Here is a 26,381-nt window from a genome sequence, read left to right on the forward strand (position 1 = left end):
GTTTTTCCACTTTCTGTACCATCTAAATATCGTTTCACCGCTTGGATTTTTTCTTTTGAAGAAAATTTAGCCATAAAAAATGCACCTCCAATTGTTAGACTGTGTCTAACAATTGGGGTGCACTTCAGAAATGGCATAAGGCTTTTTCTTATTTCAATTTGAACACTATCGCTTCATACGGACGTAATGGAATGTTATCTATTGATCCGATTTCTACATCGTAATTGTGTATAAATAACTCTGATTCACTATAACTAATATCCTTAGGCATTTCAAATACACTTTCATCCGCAGTAAAGTTTGCAATGACAAGTAGTTTTTCATCTCCATATGTTCTTACATAAGCAAAAATAGAAGGGTCATTATCTAATATTAAATCATATGATCCATACACAACTATTTCATTATTTTTGCGTAGTTCAATTAATTTCTTATAGTAATAAAAAATTGAACCTTCATCTTGGATTGCTTGTTTCACATTAATCTCTTTATAGTTAGGATTTACAGTAATCCAAGGTTCACCTTTTGTAAATCCAGCGTGATTCTGATCATTCCACTGCATCGGAGTTCTAGCATTATCACGACCCTTTATATAAATAGATTCCATTACTTTTTCTATATCTTCACCATGGTCTATCACTTTTTCTTTATACATATTTAACGTTTCAATATCTCGATATTCATCAATTGATTGGAATCGAACGTTCGTCATTCCAATTTCCTCTCCTTGATAAATATATGGCGTTCCTTTCATCATATGAAGAACTGTCGCTAACATTTTTGCTGATTCAATGCGATACATTCCATCATTACCAAAACGAGATACAACGCGAGGCTGATCATGATTATTCCAATAAAGGCTATTCCATCCGGTATGCTCTAATGCTTTTTGCCACTTTGTTAAATTCTCTTTTAAAGTAAGAAGTGAGCATGGTTTTACATCCCACTTTCCACCTTCTCCTGAATCTAAATCCATATGTTCAAATTGGAATACCATTTGCAACTCTTTTCGTTCTTCTCCAGTATACAATTTCGCTTCTTCTGTCGTTACACCAGGCATTTCACCAACCGTTATAATATCATAATGCGATAATACTTCCTCATTCATTTCATGTAAATATTTATGAATGTTTGGACCGTTCATAAAATGCTTATGACCTGAAACATACCCCTCTTCTTCTGTTTCAACAGCTGGTAATCCCTCTTCTTTAGAAATAAAATTAATAACATCCATACGGAAGCCATCAATTCCTTTTTCTAACCAAAACTTCATCATTTCATAAACATCTTGTCTTACCTTTTCATTATCCCAATTTAAATCTGGCTGTTTTTTAGAAAACAGATGTAAATAATATTCATCCGTCATTTCATCATACTGCCATGCAGATCCACTAAAAGCAGCTCCCCAGTTGTTCGGTTCTTTCCCTTCTTTTCCAGGGCGCCATATATAGTAATCTCTATATTTATTATCTTTTGATTTACGTGATTCAATAAACCAATTATGTTCATCCGAAGTATGATTAACAACTAAGTCCATCATAAGTTTCATATTACGTTCATGCATTTCATGTAATAGCTCATCCCAATCTTCCATTGTTCCGAACTCGTTCATAATTTTACAATAATCGCTTATATCATAACCATTATCATCATTTGGAGATTCATAGACTGGTGATAACCAAATCACATCAATCCCTAACTCTTTTAAGTAATCTAGCTTTGAAATAATCCCTTGAAGATCTCCTATACCATCACCATTACTATCCATAAAGCTACGAGGATAAATTTGATATACTACACTTTCTTTCCACCATTGTTTTTCCATTATGCTACCCCATTTCATTCATCATTCATTTTTCTCTTTTTTAAGGCGCAAACGTTTTCATTAATGAATGATAACAGATTCTATCTCAATTTAAAATAGCGCTTACAATTTTTATTGTTCTTTTTCTAAGAAAACATATGAAAACCACTAATAAATCTCCAATAAATGAAAACGTTTTATTTTTTTATTTATTTTTTGAATCTATTCGTTTATAATGAACTCAAAGAAAACGTTTGCATAATTATTTCTAGGGGGAAATACCATGGCAGAACTTAAATTAGAAAACATTTATAAAATATATGATAATAACGTAACAGCTGTAACTGATTTTAATTTACACATTCAAGATAAAGAATTTATTGTATTTGTCGGTCCTTCTGGATGCGGAAAATCTACAACATTACGAATGGTAGCTGGACTTGAAGATATTTCAAAAGGCGAGTTTTCAATTGATGGTAAACTAATGAATGATGTTCCTCCAAAAGATCGAGATATCGCTATGGTATTCCAAAACTACGCTCTTTATCCACATATGAGTGTATATGATAATATGGCATTTGGATTAAAACTTCGAAAAATACCAAAAGATGAAATCGATCGTCGTGTGAAAGATGCAGCAAAAATTTTAGGACTTGAACAATATTTAGATAGAAAACCGAAAGCATTATCAGGTGGACAGCGCCAACGTGTTGCGTTAGGTAGAGCAATCGTTCGAGATGCAAAAGTTTTCTTAATGGATGAACCATTATCAAACTTAGATGCTAAACTCCGTGTTGCAATGCGCTCAGAAATTTCTAAGCTACATCATCGCCTTGGAACAACAACAATTTATGTAACACATGACCAAACAGAAGCAATGACTATGGCTTCGCGTCTTGTCGTTATGAAGGATGGAAAAATCCAACAAATTGGAACTCCAAAAGAAGTATACGAAACGCCAGAAAACATTTTCGTGGGTGGATTTATCGGCTCACCAGCGATGAATTTCTTCCGTGGTAAATTGACTGAAACCGATTTCGTTATAGACAATACTATAAAAATTAAAGTATCTGAAGGAAAAATGAAGATGCTACGTGAACAAGGCTATGTAAATAAGGAAATTGTTTTAGGTATTCGCCCAGAGGACATTCATGATGAACTACTATTTTTAGAAGCTTCGCAATCTACTGCCTTCACAACAAAAATTGAAGTCGCTGAATTATTAGGTGCTGAATCCATTTTATATATGAAACTTGGAAATCAAGATTTTGCAGCACGTGTAGATGCAAGACATACATTTTCACCTGGTGATCAAATTAAATTAGCATTTGATATGAATAAAGCACATTTCTTTGATAACCAAACTGAACAACGTATTCGCTAAAAAATTTATCTTTACTATACACATACAAAAAAACCGTCCACATATATTGAGGGCGGTTTTTATTATTATACTAGGGCTTCTACTGTATGAAATGATTGTCCTTTTGTGCTAATAATACCGAAAATCGGTAAATCACTAAGCACCACTTCTTCTTGCTGTTTCATAAAAGATGACGTTAATTGTTTTATCTCTATCCAAACGTCATTAATACAAAGTACATTGGAATCGTTCTCTTGTTGGCGAGAAAAAATAGAATCTATTTTATATAAACCTGCATTTTGAAAAAGCATATCAATGCGACTGAATGCATTCAAAGTAATGCTAATAACGCGTTGCCAATCTCCTTGCTTTCCCATATCATAGGATACAAAAAGTGCCTCTCCGCCTAGATTCATAATTTCCTCCACTGTTGCTTGTCCACTCTCTTGATCAATGTCCGTCACAATAACTTTTGCGCCTTGTTTAGCCAACAAAAGAGCTGTATTACGTCCAATACCGATGCCACCGCCAGTTACGATAGCAACTTTTCCTGCAAGCTTCATTTTCATTACCCCTTCTATAAGTCTTACCGTCATTCAGTATACTCCTTTATAAGATTAATCTGCAAGCAAGAAAAATTGCTATTTTACTTGTAAACGTTTACTTTTTATCCTTCTTTTTTCTTATTATTACGCTGATCGAAAACTAAACCGATGAAAATTAAAATCCCCCAAAAGATTACACTACCTCCAGTCATTTTAATCTCCCCCTTATTATATAAAGTGAAATTTTAATCAGCCCCAATATGGCGGAATAAAGATATTATTTTTAATCATTATATCATTTTCTTAATTTTCAATCTATTATAAATAGAATTAACACATTTTAGCTTTTCCTTACTGTAAACATTCCCCATATACTTATAAAATCAAAAAGACCCTTTTATATATAAAAAGGTCTTTTTTTCATTATACAAGACTTATTACTTTCGTTTTTGTAATTAAATCATGAAAACCACAATTATCTTTGCGGAACAACATCATATATATATTACATATTAATGGAATTCCTAATAGCAATACGTTCGGTAATAACACTACAAAAAATCTTATAATTAATGTTTGCAACGTTAGCTTTTCACTCTTCAATGAAATTAATTTTATTCTCGTTACCTTTTTTCCAAGTGTAACACCGTTCCAAATAAAGGGTAACACAATAAAATATATCGCCATTAATATAAAAACTACTGCGAAATCATATCTAAAATCACCTAAGCTTATATTAAAGCGCTTAAACATAGCACTATAGTTTCCGGTCATAATAGCTACTACTACACCATACATAACCGAGATTAAAAACATGTCAATTAGGGAAGCACCTATGCGATTCATTACAAGCGCTGGACGATGCATCTTTAACTTCATTTTATGTCGACTCCTTCATATCCTTCTTTACCCGTCTCATCGTACCACTTCTAAAAAACATTGTAAACTAGCCTTTCTCTTACTTTTCTTGTACAATTTGTTACAATAGCATTATAAAGGAGGTTCCCATATTGAAAAAATGGATAATCCTATTCGTCGCCTTCCTATTAACTGGTTGTGCAGGAAACACAGGTCACTTAACTTATACGGTTAACGATGAATACGAACTCATACGTACTTCTGGAAATGCATTTGAACTTTTCCCCTCGCAAGATGCTGTATATGCCACACAATACATCCCTGCAAAAATTACAGACATTGCTTGGGATGATAAATACATTATTGCAAAACAAACCGAGGAAAAATCAGATCCGAATAACCCTGACGCAGCAATTGCAAATAAAAAAAGTGAACATTATTGGATTATTGACGTAAAGCACAATAAACGTTTCGGTCCCTACAATGAAAAGCAATTTAATGAACAAAAAGATGCGTTTAAAATTAAGGTGCCTTTTCAAAATGTAGATTCATACATAAAAGAAATAAAAAAACAGTCAGCATAATATTTGAATGCTGACTGTTTTGCCTTACATTATTTTAGTGAGATGTTAAACGTTTGTGGCTCTTTTACAACATCTTGTGTTTCTGAATCTCCTGCAAGTAAATCATCAGTTGTAAACTGAATATCCTTTACCTTGTCTTTTCCATCGTCAAGTATTAAACCAATAATACCATCTCTTGTTTCACCAGGCTTATAGTCTTCTCTTGATACATTTTTTGTACCAACTAACGTATCTTCGTCATATAAAAAGTTTTGAGTGGCTACTTTAAAATGTTGCTTACCATTAATCATAACATCATTCATAGAGAAAAATTGCATATTTTTATTTCCGGTATTCTCCACTTTATATGTAATCTCAACGTAACGAATTGTATTACTAATCTCTGTTCCACTTAGCGATGCATATAATTCTGCATCTTCTTGGCTTACTTTATCCCCTAATCTCCGTTTTACTTCTTCAGGGGTTAGTGCCGTGTATACTTTCAATGTTTTTTTTGCCTTTTCACTCATCTGTGATAAAGAAATTACTTTCACATCTTGTACGTGAATTTTCATTGGCGCTACTTCAAATGTTTGATTCACAGAATGCATCTGCTCTAACTTAAAAGTACCCCATCCTGTTTCTTTCACTTTTTGTCCTACTTTTTTCAGCTCACGCCCACCATATTCTTTTGTTTCAGGAATAGATTCTTTCTTCTTCGGTTCAGCTTTCTTTTCTTCTTGATGGAAGCAACCACTTAACATAAGAAGAAAACTACATAAAACAAAAATACTTTTCCATGCTTTCATCATTTCATTTCTCCTAACGCTATCATTCATGAATATAAAATTAGTCCCTGGCTTTGTAAACTATAGAAACAATGACAAGTCCACAAAATGAACTTGTCAGTCCAGATACTATTATACCTCCAATTTGGAAAATATGAAAATAGGGATCTAGGAACGCGTGCACGATAAATATAATAGTTGCTACAACAATTACTGAAACCCAATACTTTCTTTTTTCCGAAGCTAAAATAAGATCTTTACCCATTTCATTTCTATACTTCCATAAAACGTATACTAATAATAGAACACCAATACATGTACTTCCATGTTGCATATATTTATAAACAGAGATACCGTACCATTCTCTTTGTAATAATGGTATTTTCATAACAAAATAGCCTGTCTTATGAGTGAATGCATCCCAAACAACATGCGTGAGCATACCGAATAATGCAGAACAGCAAAATACAAAGAATTCTTTCCAGGTATGTAGCCCCCACCTCTCATCTATTGCATATGAATAATAACCAGCAAACGGTTTAGGTAAATGCGTTATAAACGGCTTTTTTAAAATGTAGTGATATATGTATGCGAGTAGAAATACAAGCGGTAAATTTAAATATAAGAACCCGAGCCATTTATGGCCAATAACACCATACGGTCTAAAGTGTAAAAAATATTCAAAGTCAGGCGCCATACTACCTAATATAAGAGCCGTTACTGAAATATGTTTAGAATGCTTTTTCGCAAAAGGAAGAACTGCTGCTGGATGTGCAAATGTAAACGGCATACTTTAACTCCTTCTCACATTTTCAATAGAATACCATATATCATAACGAGAGAATGGATCTTCATGCAATATTTATTTTCACATTGGAATATGATAGTTTAAATGATATAATCCACATAAAATATTCAGAAAATAAGGAAGGAATTCAGGTGTCATTAACACTTGTATTTGCCGCCTTTTTAGAATCAAAATCCGTTATGAATTGAGGTTTATATATTGATTGACGTACCCTTTTTACAAAATGTTACATTAAAAAAAGAAAATATCCCTAGTTTTTCCGCATATCCTTACTGCTTACCTGCTATCCGAACATTACAATCACTAGTTTTTCATCCAAATGTAACATTCATTATTGGAGAAAATGGAACGGGTAAATCAACATTACTTGAAGGAATTGCAATTGCGTTAGGCTTTAATGCAGAAGGTGGAACGAAGAATTTCCGCTTTAGCACTAACGATTCACATTCATCTTTACATGAATACCTTCGAATTTCCAAAAGTTTCAATACACCAAACGACGGTTTCTTTCTTCGCGCTGAATCATTTTATAACGTTGCTTCTTATATTGATGAAATAGATGCTATAAAATCTTACGGCGGCGTTTCACTACACGAACAATCTCACGGCGAATCATTCTTTTCCTTATTTATGAACCGTTTTTCAGGACAAGGTTTATACATTTTAGATGAGCCTGAGGCCGCTCTATCACCAATGAGACAACTTTCCATGCTTATTCGAATGCATGAGCTAGCGGAACAAGGTTCACAATTTGTTATTGCGACGCATTCTCCTATTTTAATGGCCTACCCTGAATCCACTATATATTCTTTAACACAAGAAGGGATTCACGAATCCACATTAGAAGAAACTGAGCATTACCAAACGACGAAACTTTTCTTTGAAAATCGCGATCGATTATTCCATCATCTATTTGAGTCGTAAAAAAAGAAGCAGCAATAGCTGCTTCTTTTTTATAGTGCTTCTATAAATAAGGCAACCCCGATACCGCCACCGACGCATAAAGAGGCAATTCCTTTTTCTAACCCACGTCTTTTTAATTCGTGAATTAAACTTACTGTAATACGAGCCCCTGTACAACCAATTGGATGCCCAAGTCCTACGCCACTACCGTTTACGTTCACTTTTTCACGGTCTAAGCCTAACTCTTTCTCTACAGCTAAATATTGAGCCGCGAAAGCTTCATTAATTTCAAGTAAATCTGCATCTTCCAATGACCAATCTACTTTTTCTAAACCTTTACGAATTGCTGGTGCTGGTCCAATACCCATAATTTTCGGGTCTACTCCAGCTACTGAATATCCAACAATTCTAGCTAACGGTTGTAAGCCTTTTTCTTTCGCTTTTTCTTCGCTCATTAATACTAGAACTGCACTTCCGTCATTCAGGCCAGATGCATTACCTGCAGTTACAGACCCATCTTTACGGAATGCTGGTTTTAACCCTGCTAATTTTTCCGCTGTAATATCTGCACGTGGATGCTCATCCTTCGAAAATACTACTTCTTTTCTACGTTCTTTTATTGTAATAGGAACAATTTGATCGTCAAAGTGTCCAGACTCGATTGCCTTCAGTGCCAATGTATGACTGCGAAGAGCAACTTCATCTTGTTCCTCTCTTGTAATTTCATATTGTTCAACTAAATTTTCCGCTGTTTCACCCATCATAATATGGTGAATCGGATCTTCTAACACTTCCCACACCGTATCACGAATTTCTCCGTGCTGTAGACGTTGTCCCCAGCGGTGCTGTTTCAATGCATAAGGGCTCGAACTCATCGCTTCTACTCCACCTGCAACAACAACATCACTTACACCTAATTGGATTTGCATTGCAGCTGACATAATTGCTTGCATACCTGAAGAACATTGACGTTGGATTGTATATCCCGTAACTGTGTCAGGAAATCCTGCCGCTAATGCAGCTGTTCTCGCTGTATTTGCTTCATCAGTTCTTTGAATACAATGACCTAAAATTACTTCATCAACTTCATGTGGTTCTACCCCGCCTCGTTTTACAGCTTCCTGAAGTACAGGAACAGCTAATTCTACTGGCGTTACATTTTTTAGCGCTCCTCCAAAAGTTCCAATTGGCGAACGAACTGCAGCTGTAATAACAACATTATGCATTTTGTACTTGCCCCTCTCTTATGTACCCTAGTAAGTTTTTAGGTGAAATTCCATAAGATGTATATCTATAACTATCATACTATAAACATACTAAAAAATCAAAATATTTAATATAATAAAAATAGAAGGAATTAACCTTCTATTCTGTCAGTGCATATAAAAACTTTTGCAAAATTTTCTCTGTCGTTTCATTCAATTTTGGCAACTTATCTACTGGAAAATATTGAAGTTTCAACCCTTCATGATCGAGCTTTAATTCCCCGCTCACATGATGTGCCTGATACAGATGAATGACATTGAAAATTTCATCGCCATTCGGATAACGGAAATATACTTCTTTTCCTGATAGAACACCAAGAAATTGCATTATTTTTGCAGTTAACCCCGTTTCCTCAAATAACTCTCTACGTGCCGTTTCTTCTGTCGTTTCACCCAGTTCCATCGCCCCGCCAGGTACACCCCAATCATATGTATCTGAACGATATTGAAGCAATACTTCTTGTTTATCATTTAATATAATGATTGCTGATCCTACGAGAATAAGCGGTCTTGTACCAACGACTTTTCGTAACTCTTCAATATACCCCATATGTAAATTCCCCTTTCCCTAACCTCCCTTATCATAACAAAATTTCTCTCTTTTTGTTCATGTAATTTTAAAGAAAAAAAGGAAGCTTTCGCCTCCGTTTTTTCATCTTTATTTCTTAAAACTTTCATATTTTACAGCTTCAAAAGCTTCCTCAATTTCATCATTACGATAATGGACATATGTAAAACGACCCAATTCTACTAATCTTGCTATTTCCTGTAACGCTTTATGCTGCTCATATGTTTCTTTCAGCTTAATATGTACATAAAACTTCATTAAAGGATGTTCATATAAAGGTTCTCCCACCTCTACATATACATCTTCAACCCCTTGTACAACTCTTACATAACTCGCAAATTGATAAAGTGCTTCTCTGTCTGAAACGATTTTTAATGTATACATATATTCTCCCCCTTTCCTTTACTATATCAAAAAGACGACCATACCATGTTATAGAACTATGAAATTTTTTCGACTTGTCATCTATATATTCAATAAAGAAGGCGTTTATCCATACATGACATCTTTTCCCCACATATATTATAGGAAGAACTTTTTTTCATTTGAGGTGTTCCTTATGGATCCATACGTCAATATATGTATTTGCATTACTCCCGGCGCCGATATTTCTGATGACCGCATCGCAAAAGATTTAGCTGTTGCAGAATCAATTTGGCACCCCATTACATTTCAAATTCAAGAAGTAATTGTATTAAATGAACTTTTCCGTTTTTTTGACCGTGAAATCAGTTATAAAAATTCCATTCAAAGTCAAGAAAAGCTGGCATCCTTTTTCCAAACATGTGTAAATGAAGCTCCTGAATGCGACCTTTATATTTGTTATATTGGCAGTGATTATTTCAAAGAAACAGCAGTAATTGCCTGCGCTTATTCTTTAGCAAAACAACAGCAACTTACTGGCTATATCGTTTTAACAAATTCGGCTGCCCCTATGAAAAATATATATACGCTCGCTCACGAAATCGGTCATATTTTATTTACAAGACGTATTCATGGAAAACTTACTCATGCAGATCCTCATTCTCCAACCGGCTCGGAGCACCACCCTTCTCCAACAAATCTTATGTATCCGATAGTCCCTCGTCCAGAAAACGTTCATATTCATTCCTTATTAACAGCAGAACAAAAAGCGCTCTCTTTACAAAGCTCTTTATTACAAAGAAAAAAACAGTAACCCTCATGTTACTGTTTAAAACAACTTATTCCAATCAACAAAACAAATCCCGGCTGCTAGAAATAAAAATAGACAACTAAATGTAAATGTAATCCCTCTAAAAATCCCTATATAATATTTCTTTGGAAATAATTTTTGGTATATCCAGAGCAGCCGCTTTTTATTGAATTTCTAGTTCATACTTTTTCTTTCTTCAATTTTTAAAGACCATTTCATTAATCCATATATACTTCCATACATAAGTAAGACCTTTGCAATTCCCCAAAATACATTACTTTCTTCTAAGTCTTTAAATAAGAACATAATCATAAGAGGAACAATTAGTACAAAAACACCCATCCAGCCAAGAACATATACTTCACCAATAAGAAGTAATAAAAAGATAATTGCTGCTAATATATATGTTTGCATTGTCGCCAATTGCAATACAGGTGTCCCATACCATTTATTCATAAACATCAATAACACCAATAATAAAATAGGAACCATTACTATTACATAAATCATTCCAAATTCTACTAATTTACTTTTAAAAGAAGACATTCTAAATGCAACAATCGTTCCAATAATCGTAATGATTAAAACGATAGGATAACCAATTAACTGTACATTTGTTAACGTAAATTGTTGATCGGGGCTTCCAAATAAAATATTTGTCAGTAACCAATATCCACCAATACCAATAATCATCCCTAAAATACTTTTTATGCTCCCGCTTTTATCCTTCTCCATCTCTTTCGCTAATTCTTCCGCATACTCTTTTGGTGAGTCACCAAATATGTCACTTACTGTCTTTCCCTTTTTTTCACCTTCTATTAAATGAAGCTCTGCATCTTCTAGAAAAGCGTCCACATCTTCTTCTTTAATCCCTTTTGTTATTAAATATACTTTCGTATCGATTAAAAACTTTTCACCTTCTTTAGAAATCTTCATTATAACCCCTCCCTTATTTAACCATTTCTCTTCTATTTGTCTTCATCATAATTTCAACAAAAATTAAAATAAATAAACTTCCATATAAACATATAATTTGAAATAACATTGGCACGAGATCTTCTGATGTAAATGTTTTAAATAGTAACATAATAGAAAGCGGAATGATTAAATATAAGTTTTTAAACCATCCTTCAAAATACATATTTATCACTACTGTGATGATAAAAATACCACCAGCCAATAAATAACTTTGCATTTGAGTGAATATAAACATTTTTGTAGGATATATCACATCTAGTACCGTAATAACTCCCATTAAAAACAATGGAGCAATCATAACTAAAGACCACATGGAAAACCATGTTTTTGTAAAGCTTGTGACGAAGGTCATTTTGCGAAGTAGAAAATTAGGACCCATAACAACTAAAATCAATGAAAAACTGTAACCGATACACTGAATAAGTGAAATCTGTAACATTCCATGATTCACCATTAAGATAGAAGCAATAATCCAAAACGATACGATATTCATTACTGTAAAACCAATTTGCTTCCACGTTTCCTGTCTATCCCTTTCCATCACTTTTACAAGTTCATCTGCATATTCTTTCGGTGAGCTTCCGAAAATATCTTCTACACTCTTCCCCTCACTCTCAGCTTCTATTAAATGCAACTCTGCATCTTCTAAAAAGTTTTCAATATCACTTTCTTTTACACTCTTTGCCGTCAAAAATAATCTCATATCTAACAAAAACTTTCGCGCTTCACTTGATAGCATTATTTTTTTCTCCCCTTCCCTTCAAGTAGACGCTCTACACTACTTTGCATCGCTTCCCAGCGATCCATAAATTCACCAAGTGCTTCCTCGCCTTTTTCTGTTAATGTATAATATTTTCTCTTTGGACCAGATGGAGATTCCTTCATTACGCTTGTTATTAGTCCTTCTTTTTGCATTCGTATTAATAACGGATAAATACTTCCCTCACTCGCCATTGTAAAACCATACTTCGCTAGCTTTTCACTCATTTCATAACCGTATATTTCGCCTTCAGAAATAATAGCAAGTAAGCATCCTTCTAAAATCCCTTTCAGCATTTGACTTGTCGACATAATTTAAATCCTCCTACTATCTTGTTTTACAAGATAGATAAGCGTAAGTATCTTGCTTTACAAAATAGTATAGCAAAGACTATTTTGCAAAACAAGATAGCTAATGATATTTTTTTCCAAATGTTTGCAGGAATTTCATTATAGCTTCTCTAAATAGAGCACTATGAAAACTTTATTATGAAGGGATGTTTTTCATCATGGTTACAAATCGAGTTGTCTTTTTAACAGGTGCTGCAAGTGGTATTGGTTATGAAATGGGAAAGGCTTTTGCAAAAGAAGGTGCAAAAGTTGTGATTACCGATCGACTTGAAGAACGTGCAAAAGAAGCTGCTGAACAATTACAAAATGAAGGTTTTCAAGCTATCGGTTTAAAATGTGACGTTACATCTGAAGAGGAAATTACAGCAGCAATTTCTCAAACAGTTGATCATTTCGGTTCATTACATATATTAATTAACAACGCAGGAATGCAACACGTTTCACCCATTGAAGACTTTCCAACTGAAAAGTTCGAGCTACTAATTCAAATTATGCAAATTGCTCCGTTTATCGCAATTAAGCATGCCTTTCCGATTATGAAACAACAAAAATATGGTCGTATTATTAATGTCGCTTCTATTAACGGCCTTGTCGGATTTGCTGGAAAAGCTGCCTACAATAGTGCAAAACATGGCGTAATTGGATTAACAAAAGTTGCTGCTTTAGAAGGTGCTACGCATGGTATTACTGTTAATGCCCTTTGCCCTGGTTATGTCGATACCCCTCTTGTACGTAATCAACTACAAAACTTAGCTACTACACGAAATGTACCACTTGAAAATGTTTTAGAAGATGTTATTTATCCACTCGTCCCACAAAAGCGCTTATTACAAGTACAAGAAATCGCTGATTATGCGATGTTTTTAGCGAGTGAAAAAGCTAAAGGTATAACGGGACAAGCTGTTGTTATAGATGGTGGTTATACCGCTCAATAAAAATAAAGTTTGCTCAAGAAGAGCAAACTTTATTTTTATTCCCGAGGATCTTCGTACTTTAGTAATTGCCGCGGGAGCTTCTCAATTGCAACAATTACCCCCTCTAGTTTACTTTCAATACGGTGGAGTAAATATAATGTTACAACAATCGGAAACCCTACATTACCTATCATCTTGATCCACTCTTCCATCCTCTTCCCCTCCTTTCATTATATAAGTAAGAGAAAACACTGCATTTAGGCATAAAAAAACAAGCTATTATGTATTAGCTTGTTTTTCAAATAATGATGCAATTTCTCGTTTATAGTCCCCGCGTATAATACCTTTCTCAGTAATAATTCCTGTAATTAATTCATTCGGCGTTATGTCAAATGCTGGATTATAAACATCCGTTCCAATTGGTGCTACTTGTTTTCCAAAGATTTTCGTAACTTCTGTTTCATCTCTTTCTTCAATAATAATTTCAGCTCCAGTTTCTTTCGTAACATCAAATGTTGACAGTGGAGCAGCAACGTAAAATGGGATATTAAAGTGCTTTGCTAAAATAGCTAAATTCATTGTCCCTATTTTATTTGCCGTATCTCCATTTGCGACAATTCGATCCGCCCCTACAATAATTGCATTTATTTCTTTCGTTTGAATAGCATGAGCTGCAGTATTATCTGTAATAAGGGTCACATCAATATTTGCTTGCTTCAATTCCCAGGTCGTTAAGCGACCACCTTGTAAAACTGGTCTCGTTTCACACGCATATGCATGTAAACGCACACCTTTCTCTTTTCCAATATAAAAGGGAGCTAATGCAGTTCCATATCTGGCAGTTGCGATACTTCCAGCGTTACAGATTGTTAAAATATTATCGCCATCTTTAAAACATGTTAACGCATATTCCCCAATATTTCGGCACACCTCTTCATCTTCCTGCTGAATGCGAAGCGCTTCTTCTTCTAATGTTTTTTGTGCTTCTTTTATTGTAGTAATCTCTCGAATAGATTCTCTCATACGATCAATTGCCCAAAATAAATTTACTGCTGTCGGGCGTGACGTTCCTAAATAATTACAATCTCTATTAAACTTCTTTTGAAATTCTTCAATATGTACAGTGTTATATTTTTTTGATGCAAGCGCCAAGCCAAATGCAGCTACAATTCCAATTGCAGGCGCTCCTCGTACTTCTAACATTACGATGCTTTTCCAAACCTCTTCAATAGTCGTCAATGTTTTGTATTCTGTGCTATGCGGCAATTTCGTTTGATTTAATACCGCAATTGCATCACCTTTCCAGCTTACAGATCTCGGAACAGTAACAATTGTACTCACGCTTTTACGCCCCCTGAAACTGTCTGTTGAAATAATGTTCGAAACAGTTGAATATCAGCACTTTTAGATTCATATTTTATTAGTTCTTTACCTAAGGATAGCGCTTGTTTCTTAGCTTGAATTCTTGTTTCTTTATTTTCTATTTCATCTAAATCTGCTACATGAGCTAAACCAATTGTTCTACGAATCAGTTCACATCCGGCAAATCCAACTGCATCAGTAAAGATATTTTGCAAAATAATTGGTAACCATTGTTTTTCTTTCGTATATGCTTCTACACCTTCTCCAATCCATAACTTTGTAAAAGTTTCTACAAAATAACTCCACGTCTTTTCTATATGGAAAAATAGTACACTTCTTTTTTCTTCTTCTCTAGATAAAGCATTTAATAATAGATTTGCAATAAATTGACCTATGTCAAATCCAAATGGGCCATATGTTGCAAATTCTGGATCAATCACTTTCGTTTCAGAAGGTGACGAAAAAATACTACCAGTATGTAAATCACCATGAATAAGAGTTTCTTTTCTTGTTAAGAACTTATATTTATATTGTGCTACTTTTAGTTTTAAAGTTTTATCACTCCAAAGTTCATCAACCACGAGCTGTAAATCTGGCTCATAATCATTTGTATCATAATGTCCAAACGGATCTGTAAACACTAAATCCTCTGTAATTTTACAAAGGTCCGGATTTACAAAGGTACCTTCTAGTACCCTCTTCTCTTCTGACTGTAAACCAAAATCTGAAGTATAAAATAAAACATGTGCTAGAAAACGGCCGATATGCTGGGATAAAAGCGGATATTCTTCTCCGTCTATTAATCCTTTTCTTGTAATTGTTAGTCTTGATAAGTCTTCTATTACCGTTATCGCTAACTCTTCATCATGACTGTACACTACTGGAACATAATCCGGTACATACTGCGCAAAAATTTGTAATGCCTTGCTTTCAATCGTTGCTCTTTTTATAGACAATGGCCAGCTTTCACCAACTACTTTCGCATAAGGCAGTGCTTGTTTTATTATAATTGATTTCTCTCCATCATCTAATTTGAACACGTAATTTAAGTTTCCGTCTCCAATTTCATGACAAACGACATTTGCCTTCGCTTCAAAATAGCCATGATCTTTCGCATATTGTACAGCTGTTATTTCTGTTAATGAATAATATCCCATCGTCTTCTCCCCCTTTTTAAATTCAGAGGTTTTTCTAACATAGAAAAACCTCTTTCCACTAAGAAAGAGGTTTGAAGTTTATCTTCTCCCCTCTTATCTGCCAGAAAGTTTTACTTTCTGCTGGAATTAGCACCGTGCCTTTTGGCGTAATAAACGCCCCATTTCACAATGGTATTACGGTCGGTTGCTGGGCTTCATCGGGCCAAATCCCTCCACCTGCTCTTGATAAGAGTTGTATAATTTTTTGAATTTTTAACTTTATGTTGAAGACTATACCAAGAATAAAAATCACTTGTCAACATTTTATTTGTATAATTCTGGACGGCGATCCGCAAAAACCGGAATTCCTTTACGTACTTCTTTAATTTTCTCGAATTCAAGCTCTCCAAATAAAATTGATTCCTCTTCATTCGCCTCTACTACAACTTCACCCCAAGGGTCCACAATTAAAGAATGACCCGCAAATACATTATTTGGATCCTTTCCTGCTCTATTACACGCAACAATATAACATTGATTTTCAACTGCTCTTGCTTGCAATAGCAAACGCCAATGTGCTAAACGAACTAATGGCCATTCTGCTACAACAAATAATACTTTTGCCCCTTTAGCAGTATGGACACGCATCCACTCTGGAAAACGAATATCATAACAAATTGTTCCAGCGCATTCGACATCATCTAGCTTAAATTCGCCCGTACCATTACCGGCTATTAAATATTTATGTTCATCCATAAGCTGAAATAAATGTACTTTACTATATTCGTTGACTAGCTGTCCTTCATTATTTACAACATACATCGTATTTGTAACACCTTGCTCTGTTTGCTTTGCTATAGAACCACCAACAATATGTATATCATATTGCTTCGCCCATTCTATTAACTTTTCTTTCGTTTCCACTCCATCCCTATCTGCAATTTCAGAAAGTCTCGTTAAATCATATCCTGTTGTCCATAGTTCTGGTAAGACGATAACATCTGGCCTTTCCTTCATAGCTTCGCTTATTTTATTTTTAGCATTCTCAATATTTTTTTCTACATCTCCAAAAACAATATCCATTTGAATACATGCGACTTTCATTTTTTCAGCCCCATTCTTATTTTTTTCTTTACAAAATACTGGAAAGATTATATCATTTGTCACTAGAATTGTAACAACTTTCAAAAGAGGTGGAAAGTATGAAATTATTTCAACCTTCTGAGATAGTAACATCATTGCCAACACAATTTTTCGCTTCACTTGTTGCAAAAGTTAACAAAGTCGTTGCAGCTGGTCACGATGTTATTAATCTAGGTCAAGGTAATCCAGATCAACCAACACCGCAGCATATCGTAAAAGCTTTACAAGATGCTGCCGAAAAGACCATTCATCATAAATATCCGCCATTTCGCGGACATGAAAGCTTAAAGGAAGCCGTGGCTACATTCTATAAACGTGAATACGGCGTCGAATTAAACCCAAAAACTGAAGTTGCTATTTTGTTTGGCGGGAAGGCTGGACTAGTAGAATTACCGATTTGTTTTACAAATCCTGGTGATACGATTCTCGTTCCGGATCCAGGTTATCCAGATTATTTATCCGGGGTTGCTTTAGCAAAAGCACACTTTGAAACAATGCCGCTTATTGCAGAAAATAACTTTTTACCAGATTATACAAACATTGATGACTCTATTGCAGAGCGTGCAAAATTAATGTTTTTAAACTATCCAAATAATCCTACCGGTGCTACTGCATCAAAAGATTTTTTTGATGCAACCATTCACTTTGCTAATAAACATAATATATTAGTTGTTCACGATTTTGCTTATGGCGCTATCGGATTTGATGGTCAAAAACCTGTTAGTTTCTTGCAAGCAGATGGTGCGAAAGATATAGGAATTGAAATTTACACATTATCAAAAACTTTCAATATGGCTGGCTGGCGCATCGCTTTTGCTGTAGGGAATGAAAGTGTGATTGAAACAATTAACCTATTACAAGATCATATGTATGTTAGTATATTCGGTGCAGTTCAAGATGCTGCTCGAGAAGCGCTATTAAGTTCACAGTCTTGCGTAATAGACCTTGTAAATAGTTACGAATCTCGAAGAAACGCTCTTATTTCAGCCTGTCACTCAATTGGTTGGAATGTAGACATTCCAAAAGGATCATTCTTTGCATGGCTTCCCGTTCCAAAAGGATATACCTCTGAGCAATTTTCTGATATTTTACTAGAAAAAGCACATGTCGCAGTTGCTCCTGGTGTTGGATTTGGTAAGCATGGGGAAGGGTATGTCCGTGTTGGTCTCTTGCATGCAGAAGATAGATTACGGGAAGCCATTAATCGAATTGATAAATTAAATTTTTTCAAAAAGTAATTGACAACACGAAAAATATCTGACAAAATTCAGTTATCTTAAAAATTTAAACATTTCTAAATACTTCTTATCAAGAGCAGGTGGAGGGACGAGCCCGACGAAACCCGGCAACCGATCTACAATTGTAGACACGGTGCTAATTCTCGCAGCATTACGCTGACAGATAAGGAGCTGGTTGTAAAAAAACCTCTCCTTAGCTGAGAGGTTTTTTTATTTAACTAGGAGGTTATAACAATGAGCGGAATTATAGCGACGTATTTAATCCATGATGATTCACATAACTTAGAAAAAAAAGCTGAGCAAATTGCACTCGGTTTAACAATTGGCTCTTGGACTCATTTGCCACACTTATTGCAAGAACAATTAAAGCAGCATAAAGGCAACGTCATTCATGTTGAGGAATTAGCTGAACATGAATATACCAATTCGTATTTACGTAAAAAAGTAAAACGCGGAATTATTAAAATCGAATATCCGCTATTAAACTTCAGTCCAGATTTACCAGCGATTTTAACGACTACATTTGGAAAGCTATCACTTGATGGCGAAGTAAAACTAATTGACTTAACTTTTTCAGACGAGTTAAAAAAACATTTTCCTGGTCCAAAATTCGGGATAGATGGTATTCGAAATCTTTTACAAGTGCATGATCGTCCCCTTTTAATGAGTATTTTTAAAGGAATGATTGGACGAAACATTGGGTATTTAAAAACGCAATTACGCGATCAAGCAATTGGTGGTGTAGATATAGTAAAAGATGATGAAATATTATTTGAAAATGCATTAACACCACTTACGAAACGCATTGTATCTGGAAAAGAAGTTTTACAATCTGTCTACGAAACATACGGTCATAAAACGTTATATGCCTTAAATTTAACAGGACGAACTTTTGATTTAAAAGAAAATGCTAAACGTGCAGTGCAAGCTGGAGCTGATATTCTATTATTTAACGTATTTGCTTACGGACTAGATGTACTACAATCACTTGCAGAAGATGATGAAATCCCAGTTCCTATTATGGCACATCCTGCTGTAAGTGGTGCTTATTCAGCATCCAAGTTATATGGAGTTTCATCACCATTATTACTTGGAAAGCTACTACGTTATGCTGGGGCTGACTTTTCATTATTCCCATCTCCATACGGAAGTGTTGCGCTAGAAAAAGAGGAGGCTCTTGCTATCTCAAAATATTTAACTGAAGACGATGCATTTTTCAAGAAGAGCTTTTCTGTTCCGTCTGCTGGTATTCATCCTGGTTTCGTTCCCTTTATTGTACGAGATTTCGGTAAAGATGTTGTTATTAATGCTGGCGGCGGGATACACGGACATCCAAATGGAGCGCAAGGCGGCGGTAAAGCTTTCCGTACTGCAATTGATGCTACTTTGCAAAATAAACCACTCCATGAAGTAGACGACATAAATTTGCATAGTGCACTACAAATATGGGGAAATCCCTCTTATGAGGTGAAATTATGAGTATTCAAGTATTTTGTGATTTCGATGGCACGATTACAAATAATGATAACATTATGTCCATTATGGAAAAATTCGCACCACCAGAAGCCGAAGAAGTAAAGAATAAAATTTTATCACAAGAACTATCCATTCAAGAAGGTGTTTCTCGATTATTTCAATTAATACCTACTAATCTGCACGATGATATTATTCAATTTTTAATAGAAACTGCTGAAATCCGTAGTGGTTTTCATGAGTTTATACAATTCGTAAAGGAAAATAACATTTCTTTTTACGTGATATCAGGTGGAATGGATTTCTTCGTCTATCCACTCTTACAAGGAATCATTCCAAAAGAGCAAATTTATTGTAATGAAACAGACTTTTCAGCAGAGTTTATTACAGTTAAATGGCCTCATTCTTGTGATGATCATTGTCAAAATCATTGCGGATTATGTAAATCATCATTAATCCGTAAATTAAGTGATACAAATGACTTTCATATTGTAATTGGAGATTCTATTACTGATTTACAAGCCGCGAAACAAGCTGATAAAGTATTCGCTCGCGATTTTCTTATTACAAAGTGTGAAGAAAATCATATTGCTTATACACCGTTTGAAACATTTCAAGATGTGCAAGCTGAATTAAAACTTTTGTTGGAGGTGAAGGCATGAAACAACTTTTTCGTCAATGGTATGACTTAAGCGAGTTAAAAAAAGAGTTAACAACACGAAATTGGTTTCCAGCAACAAGTGGTAATATTTCTATAAAGGTTAGCCATGAACCACTTACTTTTCTTATTACAGCAAGCGGTAAAGATAAAACAAAAACCACTCCAGATGATTTTCTATTAGTAGATCATGTAGGAGTTCCCGTTTTAGAGACTGAATTACGCCCTTCAGCAGAAACAATATTGCATACACACATTTATAACAATACGAATGCCGGGTGCGTACTTCATGTTCATACAACTGATAATAATGTCATCACAAATTTATATAGTGATGCAGTCACCCTTCAAAATCAAGAAATTATTAAAGCACTCGATATTTGGGAAGAAGGTGCAACAATTCAAATTCCTATTATTGAAAACCATGCCCATATCCCAACGCTTGGAGAAAACTTCCGAAAGCATATACAAGGAGATTCGGGTGCAGTATTAATCCGTAACCACGGTATTACTGTATGGGGCCGAGATAGCTTTGATGCAAAGAAGAGATTAGAAGCTTATGAGTTTTTATTCCAATTTCATATAAAACTATTATCAATTCAAGGAGGCGTTTCTAATGGCGCAAATTCGTATTCATGAAGTAAATACTCGTATTGAAAATGAAGTGGAAGTATCTAAATTTCTACAAGAGGAAGGCGTTTTATATGAGAAATGGAATATTTCTAAACTTCCTACTCATTTAAATGAAAATTATTCGTTAACAGATGAAAACAAAGCTGAAATATTAGCTGTGTTTTCAAAAGAAATCGCTGATGTTTCAGCACGCCGTGGTTATAAAGCACATGATGTAATTTCACTTTCAAATAGCACCCCTAACCTTGACGAATTATTAATTAATTTCCAAAAGGAACACCATCATACAGATGACGAAGTTCGCTTTATCGTCAGTGGTCATGGCATTTTCGCTATTGAAGGTAAAGATGGGAAATTCTTTGATGTTGAACTTGAGCCAGGCGATTTAATATCTGTTCCTGAAAATGCAAGACATTATTTTACCTTGCAAGATGATCGCCAAGTTGTAGCTATTCGTATTTTTGTGACAACTGAAGGCTGGGTTCCAATCTATTAAGGTAGTTAGTTGAATAAAAGGACTTGGACCCCCTTTTCCAAACTTTTATTCACTCTACATATATACATCCTCCTATGGAACAGGCTTATTTCATTTTGAAATAAGCCTGATTTTTTATTTACTTGAAAGTACTATTTCATCACAAATTTAACACCTTGATTTTTCAAGTGCATTTTTCGAACATTTTTTGAACATTTATTGAATTTTTTCTGAAAATTCTGTTTTATATGTGATATACTACAATTAACTAAGAAGGAAAATAATATCGCAAACAGAGGGGGATAATCATGAGCTTACTTATCGCACTTATACTTGGAGTTACATGTGGAGCATTTCCTGTTATTTTAGGAGCTATTATGGAAGAGTTAGAAATTGGTGTTTTAGGATTTGTCGCATCTTGTGTAAGCGCTTTATTATTTAGTTTATTCGGCGCTATTCCTGTTTCAATTCTGTGTGCTTTTTATATAATACGCCATGCTCGTACAAAACAATTTGGCCCTAATCACATCGCACAAATTATCCCGTTCCCGGTTGAACGATGCCGCCGGGCTTCTAACTTATAATTATAAAAATTAAAGATGACTAAATAAATAAAAGTCCTCATTTGAGGACTTTTATTTATTTTCTTCTAGAAATTGAAACAATTCTTGTAGATGTAGGGCATCTTCACCATAGCTAATAGATACATAAAATATGCCGTCAATCTCAGCTTGCATATAAAGATCCACTCCATCACGATCATATTTCAATGCTAAATAAAACTCCATTTCTTCTAACATCTTTTTTGAGGTTCGAATTACATAATGCCCCTTCTCATCTCTTCCATATTCAAATTCTGGTTCAAAATCATATTTTTGTTTAAAAGCTTCTTTTTGTCTTTCATTAATTTGCATACAAGTAGCTCGCTGTACAGTATCAATCATCTCATCAAACTTTTGAAGGTCCACCTCGTTTACCCCCTTATATATTTTTTATATAATACTTGTGTTCCACTATTTTCTTCGCCATCCTTAATTAACTCTTCATACAATTCTTTCGCCAAACTTAAGCCTGGGACTGGTAATTGTAATTTTTCTGCTTCCTCTAAAGCAATTTTCATATCTTTCATAAAATGCTTTACATAAAATCCTGGCTCAAAGTCTCCTTTTAACATTCGAGGAGCTAAATTACTTAATGACCAGCTACCTGCTGCTCCTGTTGAAATACTCTCTAACACTTTATCTGGATTCAGTCCAGCCTTCTTCGCGTAAGCAACAGCTTCACATACTCCAATCATATTGGAAGCAATGGCAATTTGATTGCACATTTTTGTATGTTGTCCACTCCCAGCTGGTCCTTGTAATTGAATGTTTGTTCCTAACTTTTCAAGTAAAGGTAAGCATCTATCATATATTTCTTTCTCTCCACCTACCATAATTGCGAGTTTTGCTTCTTTCGCGCCAACATCTCCTCCTGAGACAGGTGCATCTAACGTATATATTTTTTTGCTTTTTGCAACTTCATTAATACGTTTTGCTAAAGTAGGTGTAGATGTCGTAAAGTCAATTGCTATCGTACCTTCTTTTGCATGTTCTATAATTCCTTCTATACCAAAATACACTTCTTCTACATCATGTGGATATCCAACCATTGTCATTACAATATCAACTTGCTTCACTAACTCTTTTGGCGTATTACACCAATTTGCACCAGCTTGCACTAAAGAATCTGTTTTTGCTTTCGTTCTATTATATACATATACTTTATGACCATCTTGCATTAAGTGATAAACCATACTTTTTCCCATTACGCCAATACCAATGAAACCTATTGATACAGTTTTATGTTCCATTTTCTCATCCCCTTTGTTCTAATAAATCATTTACCATCTTTCGGAACTCTTTATTAAAGTCATCATCCATACTATTTTTCACATTTGAAAATAACATAACAAAAATTCCTTTTTCTTTATTAAAATTATTGAAAGTGTTCCAACCAGATAATACACCATGATTATGAAAATAATCTGGATATATATAAAAACTAAATGCATATTTCCGTTCTGCTGAAGGTGAAAACATTGCTTGTATACTTTGTTCAGAAAGAAGTTTTCCATTTATAATTGCTTCGTCTAACTTCTTCATATCTCCAACTGTCGTATACATCTCACCACAACCATATAGCCAATCCATGCCTAACTTCTGCGCTGGTACAAGCTCTTTATCTTTTTTCACATAACCCTTTGTAAAATTTTTATCTCCAGGTACCATATTTCCCATACCGGATTCATGCATATCTGCTTTTACAAATATGTTTTCTTTTATGTAATCTCCTAAAGGTTTTTTCGATATATGTTCTATTATATAAGCAAGCACCATATAATTATAATCTGTATATCTCCAACCTGTTCCTGCAGGAAATTCTAAATTTTGACGTCCAATCCAATTAATTAATTGTAAGCGGGAAGCCGCATTCACATTTCCTTTCGCATGTTCAGGTAAACCAGAGGTATGCGTTAATAAATGATATAGCGTAATATTTTTATTCTCCGGAAATGAAGGAATATATTTATTTACATTATCTTGAATATTCAATTTCCCTTGTTCTTGCAGCTGTAAAATAGATGTGGCAACGACTGTTTTCGTAATAGAACCGATACGATATTTTGTTTGAGGCGTATTTTCTATTTTATTTTGAACATCAGCATACCCATATCCTTTATTCAATATAACATGCTCTTTATCTGTTACCAAAACTGTTCCATTGAATTGCTTTCCGACTAAATATTGATCTAATTTTTGAGATATGCTAGCATAATCAATTTGTTGCTCTTCTTTTTCTTCTATATTCCCTTGTACTTCCGATTCAATAGTAGGATTCACTTTCGTTGTTAATACAGTGTTTTCCTTTATATTGGGGCTAACAAGAAAATAGTATACTCCGCCGCCAACTATAGCAGACAGTGAAGCCACCACCATTACTTTTTTTATCATATTGATCCTCCATAATTCCTTCGCTAAAAATTGTCCCCCTATTCTATTATCAAACAATAAAAAAAAATCGCAACAATTTGTTGCGAAAAATTACATTTTTTCTTTTCTATACACACATACTTGATTCTTTCCATTTTTTTTCGCTTCATATAATGCAATGTCCGCTCGTTGCATTAATTCTTCTCTTGTAGTTCCTTGTTCATATAACGCAACTCCAAAGCTAGCTGTTAACTTCGAAATTCCAGTAAATTGCTTTGTTTCAATGAAGAATCGTAATGACTCCGCAACTTGAAATGCTTCCTTTTCTACTGTATTTGTCACTAATATAATGAATTCTTCTCCTCCCCATCTTGCAAATACATGTTGCTGCTCCACTTTAGATTTCATAAGCTCTGCAAGTTGTATTAATGCTAAATCGCCAAAATCATGACCATATGTGTCATTAACTGTTTTAAAATTATCTATATCAAATAAAATGATTGCTATTTTCTCATCACTACGTATTACCTTTTCCCATTCTACCTCTAGTATTTGTTGAAACTTTAAACGATTATAAATCTCTGTCAATGAATCTATCATAGCAAGTCTTTCTTGTTCTTGATAGATTTCATCTAATTCTGTAATTTCCGTGCACTTTACAATAAATCTTGATAAATCTTCTGGCAATGGTGTCGCACGTAATAGAAAAGTAGATACTGCCCCTTCATAATTTAACATCTTAATTCTTCTACCACTAGATAAAGTATCGTCTAGCCATGTTATATCATGCGTCGTCGAGTAGTATCCATTTTCTCTAATAAAATGTTCAGCAAATACTAAATGTTGCTCACGATAGGCAAACAAATTTTCATATCCGAAAAAAGCTAAAAAATTTGTATTACAATCAACTATTTCATCATCCTCTACTATAAATAATAGATCATTTTGAAAATCAAACATCGTTTGAAGCAATTCCTGCTGCAAACTAACTTGCCTTACTAAAGAAAGTTGATACAAACTCTTATTCACTTCCTCTAACACTGCTTGCGGAGTTACAGGAGCTATTACAATATTACGTATTCCTAATGCAAGTACATCTGTGAATTCTTTTGTTATTTGTTGATCCCAAATGACAATGAATGTACTGTGCGGAGTATACATATTCTTTATATATTTTATTTGAGAATAATCTGTTACATACGTAATGATAATGTGTGGTTTCGTTCTTTGAAATAATAGTTCGCCCTCTTCAAAACTATTTGCTATAAACATACATTTTGGATGGATATTTTCTACCGTTTGTTGATGCTTACATCCATTTTCTATATAAAGGACATTTAACTGCAGATCTTGTAACACATTTTGGAAAACCGTATTCTCTAATAAAAAATGTAGTATGTTCATCACTAGTCTTCACTCACTTCATATATCTTGTTCTACTGAATTCCTCACAAACTTTTTTAAAAGACTGGTCTCCAATAAACTTTAATTTGTGAGAGATACATATTAACAAGCTAATTGAGAATGTTATCTTCGCTTTTCACTCTATAAATTCCTTTTTTAGTGTATGATTGTAGGAATTGTATCGTTTGTATGAATGCCCTAGCTAATTTTTAAAACTTGACAATTAAAATAAAGATATTATATTCT

31 protein-coding genes, 1 pseudogene and 2 riboswitches are annotated in these 26,381 nt (G+C 34.3%); of the genes and pseudogenes, 11 read left to right on the plus strand and 21 right to left on the minus strand.

Features of this window, described 5'->3' with window-relative positions; all coding sequences use genetic code 11:
- Window positions 1–148 precede the first annotated feature (148 nt).
- Complete coding sequence (gene malL / locus D1166_RS17910) at window positions 149–1,825, minus strand: oligo-1,6-glucosidase (protein WP_097855708.1); 1,677 nt, start codon at window positions 1,823–1,825, stop codon at window positions 149–151.
- A gap of 262 nt (window positions 1,826–2,087) precedes the next feature.
- On the opposite strand from malL, the gene D1166_RS17915 reads away from it, so the two are divergent.
- On the plus strand, window positions 2,088–3,188 hold the full coding sequence (locus D1166_RS17915) for an ABC transporter ATP-binding protein (RefSeq protein WP_000818931.1): 1,101 nt from the start codon (window positions 2,088–2,090) through the stop codon (window positions 3,186–3,188).
- Between the two features lie 65 nt (window positions 3,189–3,253).
- Here D1166_RS17915 and D1166_RS17920 read toward each other — a convergent pair whose 3' ends face one another.
- The 3 genes from D1166_RS17920 to D1166_RS17930 all read right to left on the minus strand — a co-directional run bounded on the left by D1166_RS17920 (window position 3,254) and on the right by D1166_RS17930 (window position 4,591).
- A complete protein-coding gene (locus D1166_RS17920) occupies window positions 3,254–3,763 on the minus strand; it encodes an SDR family NAD(P)-dependent oxidoreductase (RefSeq protein WP_000218410.1) in 510 nt (169 codons plus the stop codon).
- 71 nt (window positions 3,764–3,834) lie between these two features.
- The gene (locus tag D1166_RS17925) at window positions 3,835–3,924 is read right to left on the minus strand and encodes a hypothetical protein (RefSeq protein ID WP_000145650.1); all 90 of its coding nucleotides are present in this window, start codon (window positions 3,922–3,924) and stop codon (window positions 3,835–3,837) included.
- A gap of 211 nt (window positions 3,925–4,135) precedes the next feature.
- Window positions 4,136–4,591 (minus strand): RDD family protein, encoded by a 456-nt coding sequence (locus D1166_RS17930; protein WP_097855709.1) that lies wholly within the window; start codon window positions 4,589–4,591, stop codon window positions 4,136–4,138.
- Between the two features lie 131 nt (window positions 4,592–4,722).
- Here D1166_RS17930 and D1166_RS17935 point away from each other — a divergent pair, with 131 nt between their 5' ends.
- Window positions 4,723–5,154 (plus strand): DUF3997 domain-containing protein, encoded by a 432-nt coding sequence (locus D1166_RS17935; protein ID WP_000758785.1) that lies wholly within the window; start codon window positions 4,723–4,725, stop codon window positions 5,152–5,154.
- A 29-nt stretch (window positions 5,155–5,183) separates the two neighbouring features.
- Here the strand turns inward: D1166_RS17935 and D1166_RS17940 are convergent, their stop codons facing one another.
- Both D1166_RS17940 and D1166_RS17945 read right to left on the minus strand, forming a co-directional pair.
- Window positions 5,184–5,945 carry a hypothetical protein gene (locus D1166_RS17940; protein ID WP_000973895.1) on the minus strand — a complete coding sequence of 254 codons (762 nt, stop codon included), beginning with the start codon at window positions 5,943–5,945 and terminating at the stop codon, window positions 5,184–5,186.
- 37 nt (window positions 5,946–5,982) lie between these two features.
- Entirely contained in the window at window positions 5,983–6,711 is a 729-nt protein-coding gene (locus tag D1166_RS17945) for a DUF4184 family protein (protein WP_097855710.1), read from the minus strand.
- 216 nt (window positions 6,712–6,927) lie between these two features.
- On the opposite strand from D1166_RS17945, the gene D1166_RS17950 reads away from it, so the two are divergent.
- Complete coding sequence (locus D1166_RS17950; RefSeq protein WP_000568009.1) at window positions 6,928–7,653, plus strand: AAA family ATPase; 726 nt, start codon at window positions 6,928–6,930, stop codon at window positions 7,651–7,653.
- Window positions 7,654–7,682: 29 nt separating this feature from the next.
- Here the strand turns inward: D1166_RS17950 and D1166_RS17955 are convergent, their stop codons facing one another.
- The 3 genes from D1166_RS17955 to D1166_RS17965 all read right to left on the minus strand — a co-directional run bounded on the left by D1166_RS17955 (window position 7,683) and on the right by D1166_RS17965 (window position 9,849).
- Window positions 7,683–8,858 (minus strand): acetyl-CoA C-acetyltransferase, encoded by a 1,176-nt coding sequence (locus D1166_RS17955; protein WP_000552075.1) that lies wholly within the window; start codon window positions 8,856–8,858, stop codon window positions 7,683–7,685.
- Between the two features lie 139 nt (window positions 8,859–8,997).
- The gene (locus tag D1166_RS17960) at window positions 8,998–9,447 is read right to left on the minus strand and encodes an NUDIX hydrolase (protein WP_002005651.1); all 450 of its coding nucleotides are present in this window, start codon (window positions 9,445–9,447) and stop codon (window positions 8,998–9,000) included.
- A 108-nt stretch (window positions 9,448–9,555) separates the two neighbouring features.
- Complete coding sequence (locus tag D1166_RS17965; protein WP_000288330.1) at window positions 9,556–9,849, minus strand: DUF3928 family protein; 294 nt, start codon at window positions 9,847–9,849, stop codon at window positions 9,556–9,558.
- Between the two features lie 175 nt (window positions 9,850–10,024).
- Between D1166_RS17965 and D1166_RS17970 the strand changes: the two genes are divergently transcribed.
- Window positions 10,025–10,642: an ImmA/IrrE family metallo-endopeptidase gene (locus tag D1166_RS17970; RefSeq protein WP_000371605.1), complete on the plus strand. Its 618-nt coding sequence runs from the start codon at window positions 10,025–10,027 to the stop codon at window positions 10,640–10,642.
- A gap of 15 nt (window positions 10,643–10,657) precedes the next feature.
- On the opposite strand, the pseudogene D1166_RS31830 reads toward D1166_RS17970, so the two are convergent.
- The 4 genes and pseudogenes from D1166_RS31830 to D1166_RS17990 form a co-directional block, all read right to left on the minus strand.
- A pseudogene (locus tag D1166_RS31830) lies at window positions 10,658–10,801 on the minus strand (DNA-binding protein); the annotation flags it as partial.
- A gap of 12 nt (window positions 10,802–10,813) precedes the next feature.
- Window positions 10,814–11,575, minus strand: a complete 762-nt coding sequence (locus D1166_RS17980; protein ID WP_000703262.1) for a DUF1129 domain-containing protein — start codon at window positions 11,573–11,575, stop codon at window positions 10,814–10,816.
- 13 nt (window positions 11,576–11,588) lie between these two features.
- Window positions 11,589–12,356, minus strand: a complete 768-nt coding sequence (locus tag D1166_RS17985; RefSeq protein WP_097855711.1) for a DUF1129 domain-containing protein — start codon at window positions 12,354–12,356, stop codon at window positions 11,589–11,591.
- Window positions 12,356–12,688, minus strand: a complete 333-nt coding sequence (locus D1166_RS17990) for a PadR family transcriptional regulator (RefSeq protein WP_000107984.1) — start codon at window positions 12,686–12,688, stop codon at window positions 12,356–12,358. The genes D1166_RS17985 and D1166_RS17990 overlap by 1 nt, the downstream gene beginning before the upstream one ends.
- A gap of 197 nt (window positions 12,689–12,885) precedes the next feature.
- Between D1166_RS17990 and D1166_RS17995 the strand changes: the two genes are divergently transcribed.
- Window positions 12,886–13,662, plus strand: coding sequence for a 3-hydroxybutyrate dehydrogenase (locus tag D1166_RS17995; protein ID WP_097855712.1), 777 nt, complete (start codon window positions 12,886–12,888; stop codon window positions 13,660–13,662).
- Window positions 13,663–13,697: 35 nt separating this feature from the next.
- Here the strand turns inward: D1166_RS17995 and D1166_RS18000 are convergent, their stop codons facing one another.
- From D1166_RS18000 to D1166_RS18015, 4 genes are all read right to left on the minus strand, one after another.
- Window positions 13,698–13,853: a YvrJ family protein gene (locus tag D1166_RS18000; RefSeq protein WP_000393337.1), complete on the minus strand. Its 156-nt coding sequence runs from the start codon at window positions 13,851–13,853 to the stop codon at window positions 13,698–13,700.
- Window positions 13,854–13,920: 67 nt separating this feature from the next.
- Window positions 13,921–14,982, minus strand: coding sequence for an S-methyl-5-thioribose-1-phosphate isomerase (mtnA, locus tag D1166_RS18005; protein WP_000104612.1), 1,062 nt, complete (start codon window positions 14,980–14,982; stop codon window positions 13,921–13,923).
- The gene (gene mtnK, locus D1166_RS18010) at window positions 14,979–16,160 is read right to left on the minus strand and encodes an S-methyl-5-thioribose kinase (protein ID WP_000542674.1); all 1,182 of its coding nucleotides are present in this window, start codon (window positions 16,158–16,160) and stop codon (window positions 14,979–14,981) included. Before mtnK ends, mtnA begins: the two co-directional genes overlap by 4 nt.
- Before the next feature lie 90 nt (window positions 16,161–16,250).
- A riboswitch (SAM riboswitch) is annotated at window positions 16,251–16,392 on the minus strand.
- Between the two features lie 71 nt (window positions 16,393–16,463).
- Window positions 16,464–17,327, minus strand: coding sequence for a carbon-nitrogen family hydrolase (locus D1166_RS18015; protein ID WP_118043372.1), 864 nt, complete (start codon window positions 17,325–17,327; stop codon window positions 16,464–16,466).
- Window positions 17,328–17,341: 14 nt separating this feature from the next.
- Here D1166_RS18015 and D1166_RS18020 point away from each other — a divergent pair, with 14 nt between their 5' ends.
- The 6 genes from D1166_RS18020 (at window position 17,342) to D1166_RS18045 (ending at window position 22,343) form a co-directional block, all read left to right on the plus strand.
- Window positions 17,342–18,520: a pyridoxal phosphate-dependent aminotransferase gene (locus tag D1166_RS18020; protein ID WP_000765513.1), complete on the plus strand. Its 1,179-nt coding sequence runs from the start codon at window positions 17,342–17,344 to the stop codon at window positions 18,518–18,520.
- Between the two features lie 64 nt (window positions 18,521–18,584).
- A riboswitch (SAM riboswitch) is annotated at window positions 18,585–18,690 on the plus strand.
- A 64-nt stretch (window positions 18,691–18,754) separates the two neighbouring features.
- Window positions 18,755–19,999 carry a 2,3-diketo-5-methylthiopentyl-1-phosphate enolase gene (gene mtnW, locus D1166_RS18025; RefSeq protein ID WP_000014192.1) on the plus strand — a complete coding sequence of 415 codons (1,245 nt, stop codon included), beginning with the start codon at window positions 18,755–18,757 and terminating at the stop codon, window positions 19,997–19,999.
- The gene (locus tag D1166_RS18030) at window positions 19,996–20,655 is read left to right on the plus strand and encodes a 2-hydroxy-3-keto-5-methylthiopentenyl-1-phosphate phosphatase (protein ID WP_000027467.1); all 660 of its coding nucleotides are present in this window, start codon (window positions 19,996–19,998) and stop codon (window positions 20,653–20,655) included. Before mtnW ends, D1166_RS18030 begins: the two co-directional genes overlap by 4 nt.
- Window positions 20,652–21,290, plus strand: a complete 639-nt coding sequence (locus D1166_RS18035) for a methylthioribulose 1-phosphate dehydratase (protein WP_000811347.1) — start codon at window positions 20,652–20,654, stop codon at window positions 21,288–21,290. Before D1166_RS18030 ends, D1166_RS18035 begins: the two co-directional genes overlap by 4 nt.
- Window positions 21,268–21,780 carry a 1,2-dihydroxy-3-keto-5-methylthiopentene dioxygenase gene (locus D1166_RS18040; RefSeq protein WP_000057317.1) on the plus strand — a complete coding sequence of 171 codons (513 nt, stop codon included), beginning with the start codon at window positions 21,268–21,270 and terminating at the stop codon, window positions 21,778–21,780. The genes D1166_RS18035 and D1166_RS18040 overlap by 23 nt, the downstream gene beginning before the upstream one ends.
- A gap of 287 nt (window positions 21,781–22,067) precedes the next feature.
- Window positions 22,068–22,343 carry a hypothetical protein gene (locus D1166_RS18045; RefSeq protein WP_097855713.1) on the plus strand — a complete coding sequence of 92 codons (276 nt, stop codon included), beginning with the start codon at window positions 22,068–22,070 and terminating at the stop codon, window positions 22,341–22,343.
- Window positions 22,344–22,394: 51 nt separating this feature from the next.
- Here D1166_RS18045 and D1166_RS18050 read toward each other — a convergent pair whose 3' ends face one another.
- The 4 genes from D1166_RS18050 to D1166_RS18065 all read right to left on the minus strand — a co-directional run bounded on the left by D1166_RS18050 (window position 22,395) and on the right by D1166_RS18065 (window position 26,135).
- Window positions 22,395–22,727 carry a DUF3909 family protein gene (locus tag D1166_RS18050; RefSeq protein ID WP_000365624.1) on the minus strand — a complete coding sequence of 111 codons (333 nt, stop codon included), beginning with the start codon at window positions 22,725–22,727 and terminating at the stop codon, window positions 22,395–22,397.
- Window positions 22,728–22,732: 5 nt separating this feature from the next.
- Window positions 22,733–23,611, minus strand: a complete 879-nt coding sequence (locus D1166_RS18055; RefSeq protein WP_000400473.1) for an NAD(P)-dependent oxidoreductase — start codon at window positions 23,609–23,611, stop codon at window positions 22,733–22,735.
- A gap of 4 nt (window positions 23,612–23,615) precedes the next feature.
- Window positions 23,616–24,752, minus strand: coding sequence for a serine hydrolase (locus D1166_RS18060; RefSeq protein ID WP_118043367.1), 1,137 nt, complete (start codon window positions 24,750–24,752; stop codon window positions 23,616–23,618).
- 90 nt (window positions 24,753–24,842) lie between these two features.
- The gene (locus tag D1166_RS18065; protein ID WP_001023189.1) at window positions 24,843–26,135 is read right to left on the minus strand and encodes a GGDEF domain-containing protein; all 1,293 of its coding nucleotides are present in this window, start codon (window positions 26,133–26,135) and stop codon (window positions 24,843–24,845) included.
- Window positions 26,136–26,381 lie beyond the last annotated feature (246 nt).

Origin of the sequence: Bacillus sp. ISO11 (assembly GCF_003458115.1) — a bacterium.
Classification (GTDB): domain Bacteria; phylum Bacillota; class Bacilli; order Bacillales; family Bacillaceae_G; genus Bacillus_A; species Bacillus_A cereus.

What these genes read in the sequence shown, in the direction of transcription:
- malL (WP_097855708.1), bottom strand. Translation starts at nt 1,825, where the DNA reads ATGGAAAAACAATGGTGGAAAGAAAGTGTAGTATATCAAATTTATCCT.
- D1166_RS17915 (WP_000818931.1), top strand. Translation starts at nt 2,088, where the DNA reads ATGGCAGAACTTAAATTAGAAAACATTTATAAAATATATGATAATAAC.
- D1166_RS17920 (WP_000218410.1), bottom strand. Translation starts at nt 3,763, where the DNA reads ATGACGGTAAGACTTATAGAAGGGGTAATGAAAATGAAGCTTGCAGGA.
- D1166_RS17925 (WP_000145650.1), bottom strand. Translation starts at nt 3,924, where the DNA reads ATGACTGGAGGTAGTGTAATCTTTTGGGGGATTTTAATTTTCATCGGT.
- D1166_RS17930 (WP_097855709.1), bottom strand. Translation starts at nt 4,591, where the DNA reads ATGAAGTTAAAGATGCATCGTCCAGCGCTTGTAATGAATCGCATAGGT.
- D1166_RS17940 (WP_000973895.1), bottom strand. Translation starts at nt 5,945, where the DNA reads ATGATGAAAGCATGGAAAAGTATTTTTGTTTTATGTAGTTTTCTTCTT.
- D1166_RS17945 (WP_097855710.1), bottom strand. Translation starts at nt 6,711, where the DNA reads ATGCCGTTTACATTTGCACATCCAGCAGCAGTTCTTCCTTTTGCGAAA.
- D1166_RS17955 (WP_000552075.1), bottom strand. Translation starts at nt 8,858, where the DNA reads ATGCATAATGTTGTTATTACAGCTGCAGTTCGTTCGCCAATTGGAACT.
- D1166_RS17960 (WP_002005651.1), bottom strand. Translation starts at nt 9,447, where the DNA reads ATGGGGTATATTGAAGAGTTACGAAAAGTCGTTGGTACAAGACCGCTT.
- D1166_RS17965 (WP_000288330.1), bottom strand. Translation starts at nt 9,849, where the DNA reads ATGTATACATTAAAAATCGTTTCAGACAGAGAAGCACTTTATCAATTT.
- D1166_RS17970 (WP_000371605.1), top strand. Translation starts at nt 10,025, where the DNA reads ATGGATCCATACGTCAATATATGTATTTGCATTACTCCCGGCGCCGAT.
- D1166_RS17980 (WP_000703262.1), bottom strand. Translation starts at nt 11,575, where the DNA reads ATGAAGATTTCTAAAGAAGGTGAAAAGTTTTTAATCGATACGAAAGTA.
- D1166_RS17985 (WP_097855711.1), bottom strand. Translation starts at nt 12,356, where the DNA reads ATGCTATCAAGTGAAGCGCGAAAGTTTTTGTTAGATATGAGATTATTT.
- D1166_RS17990 (WP_000107984.1), bottom strand. Translation starts at nt 12,688, where the DNA reads ATGTCGACAAGTCAAATGCTGAAAGGGATTTTAGAAGGATGCTTACTT.
- D1166_RS17995 (WP_097855712.1), top strand. Translation starts at nt 12,886, where the DNA reads ATGGTTACAAATCGAGTTGTCTTTTTAACAGGTGCTGCAAGTGGTATT.
- D1166_RS18000 (WP_000393337.1), bottom strand. Translation starts at nt 13,853, where the DNA reads ATGGAAGAGTGGATCAAGATGATAGGTAATGTAGGGTTTCCGATTGTT.
- mtnK (WP_000542674.1), bottom strand. Translation starts at nt 16,160, where the DNA reads ATGGGATATTATTCATTAACAGAAATAACAGCTGTACAATATGCGAAA.
- D1166_RS18020 (WP_000765513.1), top strand. Translation starts at nt 17,342, where the DNA reads ATGAAATTATTTCAACCTTCTGAGATAGTAACATCATTGCCAACACAA.
- mtnW (WP_000014192.1), top strand. Translation starts at nt 18,755, where the DNA reads ATGAGCGGAATTATAGCGACGTATTTAATCCATGATGATTCACATAAC.
- D1166_RS18030 (WP_000027467.1), top strand. Translation starts at nt 19,996, where the DNA reads ATGAGTATTCAAGTATTTTGTGATTTCGATGGCACGATTACAAATAAT.
- D1166_RS18035 (WP_000811347.1), top strand. Translation starts at nt 20,652, where the DNA reads ATGAAACAACTTTTTCGTCAATGGTATGACTTAAGCGAGTTAAAAAAA.
- D1166_RS18040 (WP_000057317.1), top strand. Translation starts at nt 21,268, where the DNA reads ATGGCGCAAATTCGTATTCATGAAGTAAATACTCGTATTGAAAATGAA.
- D1166_RS18045 (WP_097855713.1), top strand. Translation starts at nt 22,068, where the DNA reads ATGAGCTTACTTATCGCACTTATACTTGGAGTTACATGTGGAGCATTT.
- D1166_RS18055 (WP_000400473.1), bottom strand. Translation starts at nt 23,611, where the DNA reads ATGGAACATAAAACTGTATCAATAGGTTTCATTGGTATTGGCGTAATG.
- D1166_RS18060 (WP_118043367.1), bottom strand. Translation starts at nt 24,752, where the DNA reads ATGATAAAAAAAGTAATGGTGGTGGCTTCACTGTCTGCTATAGTTGGC.
- D1166_RS18065 (WP_001023189.1), bottom strand. Translation starts at nt 26,135, where the DNA reads ATGAACATACTACATTTTTTATTAGAGAATACGGTTTTCCAAAATGTG.